At 74.7% G+C, this 15768-nt stretch carries 10 protein-coding genes; 9 read left to right on the top strand and 1 reads right to left on the bottom strand.

All coding sequences use genetic code 11. From position 1 onward, the window contains the following. Positions 1-200: 200 nt before the first annotated feature. Entirely contained in the window at positions 201-1253 is a 1053-nt protein-coding gene (locus O7598_RS11500; protein WP_269691312.1) for a S1 family peptidase, read from the bottom strand. Between the two features lie 414 nt (positions 1254-1667). Between O7598_RS11500 and O7598_RS11495 the strand changes: the two genes are divergently transcribed. From O7598_RS11495 to O7598_RS11455, 9 genes are all read left to right on the top strand, one after another. Beyond that, positions 1668-1898 (top strand): DUF2188 domain-containing protein, encoded by a 231-nt coding sequence (locus O7598_RS11495; protein ID WP_269691311.1) that lies wholly within the window; start codon positions 1668-1670, stop codon positions 1896-1898. A gap of 219 nt (positions 1899-2117) precedes the next feature. After that, the gene (locus O7598_RS11490; protein ID WP_269691310.1) at positions 2118-7580 is read left to right on the top strand and encodes an ATP-binding protein; all 5463 of its coding nucleotides are present in this window, start codon (positions 2118-2120) and stop codon (positions 7578-7580) included. Positions 7581-7731: 151 nt separating this feature from the next. Beyond that, positions 7732-8124, top strand: coding sequence for an SCO5389 family protein (locus O7598_RS11485; RefSeq protein ID WP_269691309.1), 393 nt, complete (start codon positions 7732-7734; stop codon positions 8122-8124). A 184-nt stretch (positions 8125-8308) separates the two neighbouring features. Beyond that, positions 8309-8890: a copper chaperone PCu(A)C gene (locus tag O7598_RS11480; protein ID WP_269691308.1), complete on the top strand. Its 582-nt coding sequence runs from the start codon at positions 8309-8311 to the stop codon at positions 8888-8890. Then, positions 8887-10116 (top strand): Dyp-type peroxidase, encoded by a 1230-nt coding sequence (locus tag O7598_RS11475; RefSeq protein WP_269691307.1) that lies wholly within the window; start codon positions 8887-8889, stop codon positions 10114-10116. The genes O7598_RS11480 and O7598_RS11475 overlap by 4 nt, the downstream gene beginning before the upstream one ends. A 26-nt stretch (positions 10117-10142) precedes the next feature. Further along, a complete protein-coding gene (locus O7598_RS11470) occupies positions 10143-10709 on the top strand; it encodes a copper resistance CopC family protein (protein ID WP_269694841.1) in 567 nt (188 codons plus the stop codon). Positions 10710-10759: 50 nt separating this feature from the next. Beyond that, entirely contained in the window at positions 10760-12826 is a 2067-nt protein-coding gene (locus tag O7598_RS11465; protein WP_269691306.1) for a bifunctional copper resistance protein CopD/cytochrome c oxidase assembly protein, read from the top strand. A 140-nt stretch (positions 12827-12966) separates the two neighbouring features. Further along, on the top strand, positions 12967-14427 hold the full coding sequence (locus O7598_RS11460) for a PepSY-associated TM helix domain-containing protein (protein WP_269691305.1): 1461 nt from the start codon (positions 12967-12969) through the stop codon (positions 14425-14427). Positions 14428-14493: 66 nt separating this feature from the next. After that, on the top strand, positions 14494-15717 hold the full coding sequence (locus O7598_RS11455) for a cytochrome P450 (protein WP_269691304.1): 1224 nt from the start codon (positions 14494-14496) through the stop codon (positions 15715-15717). The last annotated feature ends 51 nt before the right edge of the window (positions 15718-15768 follow it).

Below are 15768 nucleotides of genomic sequence, written 5' to 3'. Positions count from 1 at the left end.
CGTCCCGGCCGCCCACGCCCGGCGGCGACCACGCCGCGTGGCCTCTCGAAGAATGCGCACTTCTCCGCGACATACCTCAGGGTCATGATTATGCCTCTGAGGTATGTCGCTCTCGGGGCTACTTCTCTTCTGGCGCGGCACGCCCGGCGAACGGAACGGGCCACCGGTCGCCCGGTGGCCCGTTCCGTGGTGCGGAATGATCAGAGGATGCTCACGCCGTAGGCGCTGAGGGCCTCGGTGACCGGCTGGAAGTAGGTGGTCCCGCCGGAGGAGCAGTCACCGTTGCCACCGGAGGTCAGGCCGATCGCGCTGCTGCCGCTGAACAGCGAGCCGCCGCTGTCGCCCGGCTCGGCGCACACGGTGGTGCGGATCAGCCCGGAGACGCTGCCCTCCGCGTAGTTCACCGTGGCGTTCAGCGCCTCGACCGTGCCGCCGTGCAGGCCGGTGGTGCTGCCGGAGCGCTGCACCGACTGCCCGACGTAGGCGTCGGCCGCCCCGGTGATGGCCTGCGTGCCGCCGCTGTAGAGCGAGACGCTGGCCTCGGCCGCGGCGCCGTTCGTGTGCTGCACGATGCCGTAGTCGTTGCCCGGGAAGCTTCCGGTGCCGCCGGTGCCGAGCTGGTTGCTCTGCCCGGAGTCGGCGTACCAGGTGGCCGCGATGGCGGTGCAGTGCCCGGCGGTCAGGAAGTAGGTGGTGCTGCCGCTGCGCACGTTGAAGCCGAGCGAGCAGCGTCCGCCGCCCTGGGCGTAGATGGCCTCGCCGCCGGCGATGCGGGTGCCGAGCGTGCCGGCCTCGCGCTCGATCCGGACGGTGCCGTCGAGCTGCTTCGCGACGGCCTCGACCCGGGCGAGCTTCGCGCCGGTGACGGTGCTGTCGACGGAGACGACGACCTGGTTGGTCGCCGGGTCGGTCCACCAGGCGGTGCCGGGGATGCGGGCGGACCTGTCGAGCGCCGAGGTGGCACGGGCCAGCTCGTCGGCGCCGCGGGTGACGAGCCGGGGGGTGGCGCCGGCCGCGCGGACCTTCGCCGCGGCGGCGTCGTCGGTCACCGTGACGACCATGGTGCCGCGGGCGGCGGCGTACGTGCCGGCCGAGCGGTCGCCGAGTGAGGCGGCGAGCGCGGTGGCCTTCTCGGGGGTGGCGGACGTCTCGGGTGCGGCGTGTGCGGGTGCGCCGGCCAGGGAGCCGGCGACCAGCGCGCCGGCCACCGTGAGGGCGGTGGCGGAACGCCGCGTTGACCCGGAGAGTCGCATGTGGATACCTCCTGGAGCTGAGCACGGGCGGCCTCTCGGCAGCCCCGGGCAGCCGTTCGGCCGGTGAGGCTCGGCCGTTCGGGCTCCGCCGAAGTTGTCACATGTTTGTCATTGATGGCAAGAGTTCCGGTTGCGCCGGTCGGGCCGCATCTCAGCACTTGGATCACGAAGGCCCGATCGGCGGCAACTCGGGCGATTAGCGGTGTTCCCACGCGTCCTTACTGGTCAGTAACACGTTGCGGGTCACCCCTGGGCGACCCCGATCCGACCCCACCGACCAGATGGCGGGACCCGGCAAGATATCGAGCAATCGACAGTCGCCCACCGCTCCCGGCCCGGGACGCGGCAGGATTAGCACGCGGCTTCCCGGGGCAGACATTTGTCATCGACCACGGATCGAGGGGAGCCGACGGCATGGCTAAGGGCGACATCGACACCTACCAGCAGGACGGGCAGTGGAAGAACCGCCCGGAGGGCAACGAACGCGCGAGCAGCCGCCACGACACCAAGGCGGAGGCGGAGGCGGCCGGCCGGGACATGGCGGCCGAGCGCGGCACCGAGCACGTGATCAAGAAGCAGGACGGCACGATCGGCGAGAAGAACACGTACCCCCGCAGTCGCGACCCCCGCGAGATCCCGGGCTGAACCGCAGCCGGCGAGCGCCGGACGGCGCCGGACCCCGCAAGGGTCCGGCGCTGTCCGCATTTCGGCTAAAAACTTTTGTGGGATTCCTACAACGGCTCCCACTCAGGGTTCGGCGATTACGATATGGCGCCACTCGCTGGCAGCCGGAAGGGTGAGGCAGGCCGGGGGCGACGCCGCCGACCGGCGCCCCACCGTGGGTCTACCGAAGGGGACGGTCACGTGTTCACCCGTGTCGCCATCGTCAACCGTGGTGAGGCCGCCATGCGGCTCATCCACGCGGTCCGGGAACTGGCCGCGGAGACCGGCAGCCGGATCGAGACCGTCGCGCTCTACACCGACGTCGACCGCACCGCCACGTTCGTCCGCGAGGCGGACGTCGCCTACGACCTCGGGCCCGCCTCCGCCCGCCCGTACCTCGACCTGAAGGTGCTGGAACGTGCGCTGGTGGAGACCGGCGCGGACGCCGCGTGGGTCGGGTGGGGGTTCGTGGCCGAGGACCCGGCCTTCGCCGAGCTGTGCGACAAGGTGGGCGTCACGTTCGTCGGGCCCAGCCCGGACGCCATGCGCAAGCTCGGCGACAAGATCGGCGCGAAGCTGATCGCCGAGGAGGTCGGCGTGCCGGTCGCGCCGTGGAGCCGCGGCGCGGTGGAGAGCCTGGAGGCGGCGGTGGCCGCCGCGAAGCAGATCGGCTACCCGCTGATGCTGAAGGCGACCGCGGGCGGCGGCGGGCGCGGCATCCGGGTGGTCCGCAGCGACGCCGACCTGGCCGACGCCTACGAGCGCACCAGCCAGGAGGCCGCTCGGGCGTTCGGCAGCGGCGTGGTGTTCCTGGAGCGCCTGGTCACCGGCGCCCGGCACGTCGAGGTGCAGGTGATCGCGGACGGGCAGGGCACCGCGTGGGCGCTCGGCGTCCGGGACTGCTCGGTGCAGCGGCGCAACCAGAAGGTGATCGAGGAGTCGGCGTCGCCGGTGCTCGACCCGGAGCAGGTCGCCGAGTTGAAGGCGTCGGCGGAACGGCTGGCCGTGGCGGTCGGCTACCGGGGCGCGGCGACTGTCGAGTTCCTCTACCACCCCGGCGACCGGCTGTTCGCCTTCCTGGAGGTCAACACCCGGCTCCAGGTGGAGCACCCGATCACCGAGTCGACCACCGGGTTCGACCTGGTCAAGGCGCAGTTGCACGTCGCCGGGGGCGGGCGGCTGGAGGGCAGCCCGCCGGCCGAGCGGGGGCACGCGATCGAGGCGCGGCTGAACGCCGAGGACCCGGACCGGGACTTCGCCCCCTCCCCCGGCCGGATCACCCGGCTGGACCTGCCCGCCGGCCCGGGCATCCGGGTGGACACCGGGGTCAGCGAGGGCGACACCATCCCGGCCGACTTCGACTCCATGATCGCCAAGATCATCGCGTACGGCCGGGACCGGGACGAGGCGCTCGGCCGGCTGCGCCGGGCGATGGCGAACACCGTCGTGGTGATCGAGGGCGGGGCCACCAACAAGAGCTTCGTGCTCGACCTGCTCGACCAGCCCGAGGTGATCGACGCCAGCGCGGACACCGGCTGGATCGACCGGGTCCGGGGCGAGGGCCGGCTCGTCACGCACCGGCACTCCGCGGTGGCGCTGGCCGCCGCCGCGATCGAGGCGTACGAGGAGGACGAGACCGCCGAACGGCAGCGGCTGCTGTCCACCGCGGCCGGCGGCCGCCCGCAGGTGCAGCACCGCAGCGGCCGGCCGCTGGACCTGAAGCTGCGCGGCGTGAGCTACCGGATGCGGGTGGCCCGGGTCGGCCCGCACCGGTTCCGGGTCGGCATCGAGGTCGGCGGCGAGGGGCGTACCGCCGACGTCCAGCTGGACCGCTTCGACCGGCACACCGGGCAGATCGTCGTCAACGGCGTCCGCTACCGGCTGCTCACCGGCACCCACGGGCCGGTCCACCTGGTCGAGGTGGACGGCGTCACGCACCGGATCAGCCGCGACGAGGGCGGCGTGGTGCGCTCCCCGATGCCGGCACTGGTCGTCGCCACCCCGCTGGAGATCGGCGCGGAGGTCGAGGCCGGCGCGCCGGTGCTGGTGCTGGAGGCGATGAAGATGGAGACGGTGCTGCGCGCGCCGTTCCGGGCCCGCCTCAAGGAGTCCGCCGTCGCGGTGGGCACCCAGGTGGAGGCCGGCGCCCCGCTGCTGCGCCTGGAGCCGCTCGCCGACACCGACGACGAGACCGCCGCCGCACCGGACGAGCCGGCGGTGGAGCTGGACCTGCCCGCCGCGCCCGCCGACGCGCCGGCACGCAGCCGGGCCGAGCGTGGCCGGGAGGACCTGCGCGGCCTGCTGCTCGGCTTCGACGTCGACCCGCACGACGAGCGCCGGGTGCTCGACGACTACCTCGACGCGCGGCGCGCCGCCACCGACGCCGGGCACCGACCGCTGGCCGAGGAGCTGGAGCTGGTGGACGTCTTCGCCGACCTGGCCGAGCTGAGCCGCAACCGGCCCTCCGGCGACGACGGCCCGGGCGGCCACCTGCACAGCGCCCGCGAACACTTCCACACCTACCTGCAGAGCCTCGACGTGGAGCGGGCCGGGTCGCCGGAGCCGTTCCGGGCCCGCCTGGCCAAGGCGCTCGGCCACTACGGCGTCACCGAGCTGGACCGCTCCCCCGCACTCGAGGCCGCGGTGTTCCGGATCTTCCTGGCCCAGCAGCGGGCCGCCGCCGACGCCACCGCGATCGCCGCGCTGCTGCGCTCCTGGTTGCGGGAGCCGCCGCCGGACGAGGCGCTGCGCGAGCCCGCCGGCCTCGCGCTGGAACGGCTGATCTCGGCCACCCAGGTCCGCTTCCCGGTCGTCGCCGACCTGGCCCGGGGCGTGGTGTTCGCCTGGTTCGCCCAGCCGCTGCTGCGCCGCAACCGGGCCGGGGTGTACGCGCGGGTCCGCGCCCACCTGCGGCACCTCGACACCCACCCGGACGCGCCGGACCGCGCCGAGCGCGTCGCCGACATGGTCCGCAGCACCGAGCCGCTGGTCCGGCTGCTCGGGCAGCGACTGGTCCGGGACAACCTGGACAACGCCACCATGCTGGAGGTGCTGACCCGGCGCTACTACGGCAACCGGGCGCTCACCGGGGTGACCACCCGCACGGCCGGGGGCTGCGTGTTCGTGGTGGCCGGCCGCGCCTCCTCGAGCGTCGTCTCCGCCGCGGTCCGGTTCGACGCGCTCGGCGACGCGCTGCGTGGCCTGGCCGAGGTGTCCCAGGGCGAGGAGGCCGTCGACGCCGACATCTACCTGGCCTGGGAGAGCCAGCCGGAGGACCAGGACGCCACCGCCGCCGCGCTGCTCGACGTGATCAACGCGCATCCGCTGCCCGAGCGGGTCCGCCGGCTCACCACCACCGTGGCCGGGCGCAGCGGCGCGGTGATGCACCACCACTTCACGTTCCGCCCGGACGGGACCGCGATGGCCGAGGAGCGGCTGATCCGCGGCCTGCACCCGTACATCGCGCAGCGGATGCAGCTGGAGCGGCTGCACGGGTTCGACCTGACCCGGCTGCCGTCGCTGGACGAGGAGGTCTACCTCTTCCAGGCGGCCGCCCGGGAGAACCCGTCCGACCAGCGGCTGGTGGCGTTCGCGCAGGTGCGCGACCTGACCGAGCTGCGGGAGCAGGACGGCCGGCTGGTCGCGCTGCCGACCACCGAGGACACGGTCGCCGCCTGCATCGACTCGATCCGCCGGGCGCAGTCCCGGCGGCCGTCGAAGGTCCGGTTCCCGACCAACCGGATCGTCATCTACGTCTGGCCGCCGAGCGAGCTGACCCGCGAGGAGATGGAGCTGATCGCCGCCCGGGTGCGCCCGACGACGGTCGGCGCCGACCTGGAGGAGATCCTGTTCATCGGGCGGCAGCGTGACCGCCGCACCGGTGAACTGGTCAAGGTGGGCGTGCGGATCGCCTTCGACGTCACCGGGCACGGCCGGCTCACCGTCGGCGAGCCGCCGACCGAGGCGGTCCAGCCGCTGGACGACTACCGGCTCAAGGTGTTGCGGGCGGCCAGCCGCAACACGGTCTACCCGTACGAGCTGACCGGCCTGCTCGGCGACTTCACCGAGCACGACCTGGACGCCGACCACGCGCTGGTGCCGGTGGACCGGCCGAAGGGGCGCAACGCCGCGGCGATCGTGGCCGGCGTGGTGACCACGCCGACGCCGCGGCATCCGCAGGGCGTCACCCGGGTGGTGCTGCTCGGCGACCCGACGAAGTCGCTCGGCGCGCTCTCCGAGCCGGAGTGCCGGCGGGTGATCGCCGCGCTCGACCTGGCCGAGCGGATGGGCGTGCCGCTGGAGTGGTACGCGCTCTCCGCCGGCGCCCGCATCTCGATGACGTCGGGCACCGAGAACATGGACTGGGTCGCCGCCGCGCTCAAGCGGATCGTCGAGTTCACCCAGGCCGGCGGTGAGATCAACATCGTGGTGGCGGGCATCACCGTGGGCGCCCAGCCCTACTGGAACGCCGAGGCCACGATGCTCATGCACACCAAGGGCGTGCTGGTCATGACGCCCGACTCGGCGATGGTGCTGACCGGCAAGCAGTCGCTGGACTTCTCCGGCGGCGTGTCCGCCGAGGACAACTTCGGCATCGGCGGCTACGACCGGGTGATGGGCCCGAACGGGCAGGCGCAGTACTGGGCGCCGGACCTGCCGGCCGCACGCGACGTGCTGATGGCGCACTACGACCACACGTACGTGGCGCCGGGCGAGGACGCGCCGCGCCGGGCCACCACCACCGACCCGGTGGACAGGGACGTCACCACGTTCCCGCACACGGTGGCCGGCAGTGACTTCACCACGGTCGGCGAGATCTTCTCCGCCACCGCGAACCCGGACCGGAAGAAGCCGTTCGACATCCGTACCGTGATGCGCGCCCTCGCGGACCAGGACCACCCGGTGCTGGAGCGGTGGGCCGGCATGGCCGACGCGGAGACCGCGGTGGTGCAGGACGTGCACCTCGGCGGCATCCCGGTGTGCCTGCTCGGCATCGAGTCCCGGTCGGTGCCGCGGCACGGCTTCCCGCCCACCGACGGCCCGGACACCTACACCGCCGGCACGCTGTTCCCCCGCTCGTCGAAGAAGGCGGCGCGGGCGATCAACGCGGCCAGCGGCAACCGGCCGCTGGTGGTGCTGGCCAACCTGTCCGGCTTCGACGGTTCGCCGGAGTCGATGCGCAAGCTGCAACTGGAGTACGGCGCCGAGATCGGCCGGGCGATCGTGAACTTCCGCGGCCCGATCGTGTTCTGCGTGATCTCCCGCTACCACGGTGGCGCGTTCGTGGTGTTCTCCAAGGCGCTCAACCCGGCCATGACCGTGCTGGCGATCGAGGGCTCGTACGCCTCGGTGCTCGGCGGCGCGCCGGCCGCCGCCGTGGTCTTCGCCGGTGAGGTCGCCGCACGCACCGCGGCCGATCCCCGGGTACGCGAGCTGGAGGGCCGGATCGCGGCCGCCGCGGTGACCGAGCGCGCGACGTTGACCGCCGAGCTGGACGAGCTGCGCTCGTCGGTGCGGGCGGAGAAGCTGGGCGAGGTGGCCACGGAGTTCGACCGGGTGCACAGCATCCAGCGCGCGGTCGAGGTCGGCTCGGTGGACGCGGTGGTCCGCGCCGCCGAGCTGCGTCCCCGCGTCATCGAGGCGATCGAGGCGCGCCTGCGCTGACGGCGTGTGCGCCACGGGCGGCGGGCGGATCCCTTCGGGGGCCGCCCGCCGCTTCGCGTGTGCCGGTGCTTGACCGGATCCGGGTCCCGTGGTCTGCTCACCACGTCACGTTAATGGAAACGGTTGTCGTTTCCGAAGACAGGAGGAGATCATGTCGCTCGCCGTCCCACCCGCATTGCTGCGCGCCGCCGAGACCGGAGACGTCGACGAGGAGGCGTTCGTCGCCTGCGTCCGCGACTCCCTGCCGTACGCCTGGGAGACCGTCAGCCGGGTGGCCGCCGACCTGGCGACCACCGAGGCCGACTTCACCGACAACGTCGTCCCGCCACCGGGCGACGCCGAGCGCGGTCAACTGCTGCGCGCCCTGGCCAGCGACGCGATCCGCGCCGGCCTGGAACGCCACTTCGGAGTGCGGTTGGCGTTCCAGAACTGCCACCGGGTGGCCGCGTTCCGGCCGTCCGCCGCCGGCTCCGAGGCGTACCGCCGGTTCACCTCCAGCCGCGGCCAGCTGCTCAACCAGTCCCCGACGTTGCGCAACTGCTGACCGCCGGGCCCGCGGTGGGCGGGCACCCGACGGTTCTGGGTGCGTTTGTTGTCGCCCAGGCGACGACAAACGCACCCGGACGGAGGGAGCCGACGCGTGCGGGTGACCGATCGCACCGGCCGGAACTATCCGCCTCCCGGTCCCGACCAACGGTTCGAACACCGATCGTCGAGGGGACACCGACATGCCCAGCACCACCACCTGCGGCCGGCTCCGGCGTCCGGCGGCTGTGATCGGCGCGGCCCTGCTGGCCGCGTCCGTCGCCGCCTGCGGCTCCGCCGACGGCTCCACCGCCGCGACGCCGTCGGCCTCGGCGACGGTCTCCGCGAGCGCGTCGGCCGGCGTGCTCGGCGTGCGTGACCCGTGGGTGAAGGCCGCCGACAAGGGCATGACCGCCGCGTTCGGCACCCTGGTCAACGACGGCGACGCGGACGTGACGATCACCGGCGCGGCCACCGAGGTGTCCCCGATGGAGCTGCACGAGATGGCCATGAAGGACGGGAGGATGGTCATGCGGCCCAAGCAGGGCGGCATCGTGGTGAAGGCGCACTCCCGCGCCACGCTGGAGCCCGGCGGCGACCACCTGATGTTGATGAACGTCAGCAAGCCGGTGCGGGCCGGTGACGAGCTGAGCTTCACGCTCACCTTCGCCGACGGCCGCACCCAGACCTTCGCCGCCGTGGCCAAGCCGTTCACCGGCGCCCAGGAGTCCTACGCCCCGGGCCACGGCGAATCCCCGATGCCGGAGATGATCCCGGCCTCATGACCGACCCTGCCGACACCGGTCGCCCGGTGAGCCGGCGCGGCCTGCTCACCGGCGGCGCGCTCACCGTCGCCGGCACGCTGGCCGGCGGCGGCGCGGTCGCCGCCGCCCGTGCCGGCGATCCCGGGGTACGCCCCGAGCCGGTCCCGGCGGCCCAGGTCGGCGACGCGGTCGAGCCGTTCCACGGCGCCCGACAGTCCGGGGTGACCACCGAGCCGCAGGCGCACGCCGCGTTCGTCGCGTTCACCCTGCGGCCGGGCACCGGCCGGGACGCGCTGCGCCGGATGCTGCGCCTGCTCTCCGACGACGCGGCCCGGCTCACCCAGGGCCGGCCGTCACTGGCCGACACCGAACCGGAACTCGGCCTGCTGCCGGCCCGGCTGACCGTCACGTTCGGCTTCGGCCCCGGCCTGTACGCCGCCGCCGGGCGCGCCGACCGCCGGCCCGCGTCGGTGGCCGAGCTGCCCGCGTTCCGCGTCGACCGGCTGCGACCGGGCTGGTCCGGCGGGGACCTGCTGTTGCAGATCTGCGCCGACGACCCGCTGACCGTCGCCCACGCCCAGCGCGTCCTGGTGAAGGACAGCCGGCCGTTCGCCGGCGTCCGCTGGGTGCAGCAGGGCTTCCGGCGGGCCGCCGGGGCCGAGCCGGGACGCACCCAGCGCAACCTGTTCGGGCAGCTCGACGGCACCGCCAACCCGAAGCCGGGCGCCCCGGCCGACACCGCCGTGTGGGTGACCGACGGGCCGGGCTGGCTGCGCGACTCCACCACCCTCGTGGTGCGGCGGATCAGCATGAACCTGGAGACCTGGGACCTGCTGGGCCGCGCCGACCGGGAGGTCGCGGTGGGTCGCCGCCTGGACACCGGCGCGCCGCTGACCGGCGCCGCCGAGCACGACGAGCCGGACTTCGCCGCGCTCGGGCCGGACGGGCTCACCGTCATCCCGGACTTCTCGCACCTGACCCGGGCCCGCGTCACCGACGACCGGCAGAGGATCCTGCGCCGGCCCTACAACTACGACGGCGCGCCGACCGCCGAGGGGCACGCGGACAGCGGCCTGATCTTCGCCGCGTACCAGGCCGACATCGCCCGCCAGTTTCTGCCCATCCAACGCCGGCTGGCCGAACGGGACCTGCTGAACGAGTGGACCACCCCGATCGGCTCGGCCGTCTTCGCCGTACCGCCCGGCTGCCCGGAGGGCGGCTGGATCGGCGAGCAGGTACTGGGATGACCACGACCGGGAAGGCTCGCTCCGCCATGCGTACCCCCGCCGCCGTCGCCGCGCTCGCCGCGGCGCTCACCGCGCTGCTGCTGGCACCGGCCACGCCCGCCGCGGCGCACAACGCGTTGCAGTCGGCCACGCCCGCACCGGACGCCCGGCTCACCGCCGCGCCGACCACGGTGACGCTGCGCTTCCTGCAACGGCTCAACCCGGAGTTCACCACCATCGTGCTCAGCGACGCCGACCGGCGGAAGGTGCCGACCGGTACGCCGGCCGTGGACGGCACGGCGGGCACCGTGAGCGTGGACCAGCCGCTGGCCGACGGCGCCTACACGGTCGCCTACCGGGTGGTCTCCGCCGACGGGCATCCGGTGCAGGGCTCGTACCGCTTCACCGTGGCCGACCCGGCCGCGCCCACCGGGGCGGCCGGGCCCACGGATGCCGGCACGCCGCCCGGCGCCGACGCGTCGGCGGGCCCGGTCTCCGCCGCCGGGGAATCCGACGACGGCCCACCGGTGGCCCTGGTGGCCGGCGGCGCGGTCGTCGCCCTGGCCGTGGCGGGTGCGGCCGCGTCACTGCTCCGGCGTCGCCGCGCCTCCTGACCGATGCGGCCGGGGCGACCCGGCGACCCGATCCGAAACCAGGTTCCGCAGTGCACGAGCCCACGCCACCGTCCCCGCAGTCGCCGGCGCACCGGCGACCCGTCACCGGACCGCTCACCACCCGACCGCCGGGCGCCGGGGGCGTGCCGGGACCGGCCGGCTGGCTGGTCGGGGTGGCGGCGGTCGGCGCGGCGGTTGCCGTACTGCTGCTCGCGTTGCGGGCCGGCGGCGCGCTCGCCGCCGCAATCCCCGGCCTGCCCGATCCCGGCCCGGTCACCACCTGGGCGCTGCCGCCGGTCCGGCTGCTCGCCGACGGGCTGGCCACGCTCACCGTCGGCTACGCGGTGACGGCGGCGTTCCTGCTGCCCGGTGACGGGGCGAGCGTGTCCGCGCACGGCTGGCTGCTGCTGCGCCGCGCCGGCCTGGCGGCGGCCGGCTGGGCCGTGGCGGTCCTGGTGCTGCTGGTGCTGACCGTCTCCGACCTGCTCGGTGCGCCGCTCGACCGACTCGGCGCGGCGAGCGTGGTCAGTTTCGGCGTCGACATCTCGCAGGGGTGGTCGTTGCTGGCGCAGGCCGGGCTGGCGGTGGTGGTCGCGGTGGCGGCCCGGGTCGGCGTGTCCCGTGGCACGGCCGCGGTCGCGTCCGGGCTGGCGCTTGTCGGCCTGCTGCCGCCGGCGTTGACCGGACACGCCGCCGGGGCCGGCAACCACCAGATCGCGGTGTCCAGCCTCGCCCTGCACGTGCTCGCCGCCGCGCTGTGGGCCGGCGGCCTGGCCGCGCTGCTGACCATCCGCCGCAGCCGGCACCTGCCCGGGGCCGCCGCGCGCTACAGCCGGCTCGCGCTGGCCTGCTTCGTGACGGTCGCGGTCAGCGGCCTGGCCAACGCGGCGGTGCGCCTCGGCGCGGTCGACCAGCTCTGGCGGTCCGGCTACGGATGGCTGGTGCTCGGCAAGCTGGCCGCGCTGGTGCTGCTCGGCCTGCTCGGCGCGGCGCACCGCGGGCGTACCCTGCCGGGCCTCGCGGGTGGGCGGCGCGGCGCGTTCGCCCGCCTGGCCGCCGGGGAACTGGTGGTCTTCGCCGCGACTGTCGGTCTGGCGGTGGCGCTGTCGCGGAGCCCGACGCCGGTCGCCGAAACCGCCGACGCCGACCCGGTGACCGAGGCGCTCGGCTTCGCCATGCCGGCCGCGCCCACGGCGGCGCACCTGCTCGGCCAGCCGCTGCCCGACCTGTTCCTCCTGGCCGGGACCGTGGTCGGCATCGGCGGCTACCTGGCCGGGGTGCGCCGGTTGCGCCGGGGCGGGCACCGCTGGCCGGTGGCCCGCACGGCGAGTTGGATCGGCGGTCTGCTGGTGCTGGCCGCCGCCACCGGCCTCGGTTTCGCCCGCTACGCCTACGTGCTGTTCAGCGCGCACATGGCCCAGCACATGGTGCTGTCCATGGTGGTGCCGATCCTGCTGGTCGGCGGCGCGCCGGTCACGCTCGCGCTGCGTGCGCTGCGCCGCCCGACCGAACCGGGGGTACGCGGCGCCCGGGAGTGGCTGCTGCGCGCCCTGCACAGCCGGGTCACCCGGCTGCTCACCCATCCGTCGGTGGCGCTCGGCATCTACACCGCCGGCCTGTTCGGCCTCTACTTCAGCGACCTGCTCGGCACGCTGATGCGCTCCCACCTGGGGCACCTGGCCATGCTGGGGCACTTCGTGCTCTCGGGCTACCTGCTGTTCTGGGTGCTCATCGGCATCGACCCGGGCCGGCCCCGGCTCCCCCACCCGATCCTGGTGCTCGTCCACCTGGCCTCGATGATGGCGCACGGCTTCTTCGGTCTCGCGCTGATGCAGACCACCACCGTCATCGCCCCCGACTGGTATCTCGGCGTCCACCCCGGCTGGGCGTCGTCCCTGCTCGACGACCAGAAGCTCGGCGCCGGCATCGCCTGGGCGTTCGGTGAGATCCCCGCCGCCGTCGTGATGGTGCTGCTGGTGCGGCAGTGGATCCGGGCCGACCAGCGCGAGCAGCGCCGCCTCGACCGGGCCGCGGACCGGGCCGAGGCCACCGGGGAGGACGACGACCTGGCCCGCTACAACGCGTTCCTCGCCGCCGCCGCGCGCGACCGGAACTGATCGGCACATCGGCGGGAACTTCCGCGCGGTCCGGCCCGACCATTCACCCGGGAGGCGGCAACCGCGCACCACGGCACGGCTCGACGGGCAGCGGGCCGGCCATTCCCCCCGTTCCTCCTTTCCCGATCGGAGTTGCCCCGATGTCCGTGACCGAACTACCAGGCGACCGCGCGCCGGACTCCCCCACCGCGCCGCCGGATCCGGCCCGACCGGCGCGCCGGCCCGCGCCGCTGACCGCGCTGCTGGCCCGCCTGCACTTCTACGCCGGCATCCTCGTCGCGCCGTTCCTGCTCGTCGCCGCGCTCACCGGGCTGGCCTACACGCTGGCCCCACAGATCGACGACGTGCTCTACGGCGACACGCTCACCGTCTCCACCGTCGGCGAGCAGGCCCGGCCGCTCGCCGAGCAGATCGCCGCCGCCCGCGCCGCCCACCCGGACGGCACGCTCACCGGCGTGCAGCCCGGCGACGGCGACCGGACCACCCGGGTGGTGTTCGCCCGCGACGACCTCGGCGACCGGCAGCACACCGTCTACGTCGACCCGTACACCGCGCGGGTCACCGGCCGGTTGACCACCTGGTTCGGCTCGACGCCGGCCACCACCTGGCTGGACGACCTGCACCGTAACCTGCACCTGGGCGACGTCGGCCGGCACTACTCGGAGATCGCGGCGAGCTGGCTGTGGGTGCTGGTGCTGGGCGGCGTGGTGCTGTGGTGGCGCCGGCGCGCCACCGGCCGGGCCCGCGCCCGTCACCTGCTCGTACCCGACCTGTCCGCCGGCCGGGGCGTGCGACGCACCCGGGGCTGGCACGCCACCACCGGCGTCTGGCTCGCCGTCGGCCTGCTGTTCCTCTCCGCCACCGGCCTGACCTGGTCCCGCTACGCGGGGGCGAACTTCGGCGCCGGCCTGGACGCGCTGCGCGCCGGCACGCCGGAGATCTCCACCGCGCTCGCCGGGCCGCCGGCCGCCGCCGGGAGCGGGCACCACGGCGGGTCGCCCGTCGCCCCGGCGGCGGACCCGGCGACGTACGACCGGGTGCTGGGCAGCGCCCGCGCCGCCGGCCTGTCCGGACCGGTAACGATCACCCCCGCGGCGGAGGACGGCTCCGCGTGGACGGTCGCGCAGGCCGACGACCGGTGGCCGGTCGGGTACGACCGGGTCGCCGTCGACCCGGTCGCCGGCACGGTGACCGCCCGCAGCGACTTCGCCGACTGGCCGGTGCTGGCGAAGCTCAGCAAGCTGGGCATCCAGGCCCACATGGGCCGGCTCTTCGGGCCGGTCAACCAGATCCTGCTCGCCGCGCTCGCGCTCGGCCTGCTCTGCGTCGTCGTCTGGGGATACCGGATGTGGTGGCAACGCCGCCCCACCCGCGCCGGCCGCCGGGCCCCGCTGGGCGCGCCGCCGGCCCGCGGGGCGGTACGCGGGGTGCGCTGGTGGGCGCTGCTGATCGGGGTGCCGGTGGTGGCGGCGCTCGGCTGGGCGCTGCCGTGGTTCGGCGGCACGCTGCTCGGCTTCCTGGTGGTCGACGCCGTGGTCGGGCTGCTGCACCGGCGCCGACGCCCGGCCGTCCCCGTCTCACCGGCCCCGGCCGGCAACTGACCGGCTGCCGCGGTGGGGCCCCGGACCGGGGCCCCACCGCCGGCCCGGAGCTGGCACTGTGGATGGATGACGGACATCGACGACCGCCGGCCCCACCCCTTCTACCAGGACGAGGGCGGCGTCAACCGGCCGCCCGGCCCGCGCAAGCACCCGGACTACGCCCGGTTCGCCGCCAGCTCCGGCGTGGTGCCGATCGTGCGCCGGGTCGGCGGCGCGCCGGTCCCGGCGCTGCTGATCTGCCGCTACGCCGACGTGCGGGAGGTGCTGCGCCGGCAGGACGTCTTCTCCCGGGCTGCCGCCGCGCACGCCGACGAGGTCGACGTGGCGGGCACCATGCTCGGCATGGACGGCGACGAGCACGCCCGGGTGCGGGGCACCGTGAAGGACGCGTTCACCCGGCCGGCGGTCGACGAACTACGCGACGCCGTACGGGCGGTGGCCGAGGCGAGGTTGGCGTCGATGGTGGACGCCGGCCCTCCGGCCGACCTGGTCCGGGACTTCGCGGTCCCGTTCGCGCTGGACGTGATCTGCGACCTGCTCGGCCTGCCCGCCGAGGACCGGATGCGGTTCCGCCGGTGGGGCGACATGTTCCTCGGCGCCGGCGACCTGAGCCGCGAGGACGCCGCCCGGTCGGCCGAGGAGATGGGCGGCTACCTGTGGGGTCAGTTGGAGCAGCGACGCGGGCGGCCCGGCGCCGACCTGCTCGGCCGGATCGCGACCGCCGCCGCCGACCAGCCGGCGGACGTCCAGATCAAGCTGCCGATCTCGCTCGTGGTGGGCGGCTGGGAGACCACGGCCAGCTCGATCGCCACGTTCGTCCACGTGCTCCAGACCGAGTCGTACGGGCCGGACGGGACGGCGTGGGCCTACCTGGTGGCGCATCCCGACCGGCTGGACGCGGCGGTCGCCGAGCTGGAACGGTTGCACTCCACCTCCAACGGCGACGAGATGCCACGACGGGTGATGGCGGACGTGACGCTGCCCGGCGGCGCCCGGCTGGCCGAGGGCGACATCGTCGTCCCGTCGCACGACGCGGCGAACCGCGATCCGGAGGTGTTCGGAGACCCGGAGCGGATGGACTTCGACCGGGCGCCCACGCCGCACCTGTCGTTCGGGCACGGCCCGCACTACTGCATCGGGGCGCACCTGGGCGCGCTGGAGGTCCGCACCGCGCTCGGACTGCTGCTGCGGGAGCTGCCCGGGCTGCGCCTCGCGGTGCCGCCGGCAGAGGTCGGGTGGAAGGCGGGGCACGCGATCCTCGGCCCGGAGGGCCTGCCGGTCACCTGGTAGGGGGTGGTCGCGAGGCGGTTCGCGCAACCGCTTGCATCTATACACTCGGTA

Origin of the sequence: Micromonospora sp. WMMC241 (assembly GCF_027460165.1) — a bacterium.
Taxonomy (GTDB): domain Bacteria; phylum Actinomycetota; class Actinomycetes; order Mycobacteriales; family Micromonosporaceae; genus Micromonospora; species Micromonospora humi.
This window is presented reverse-complemented; position numbering and strand designations above follow the sequence as displayed.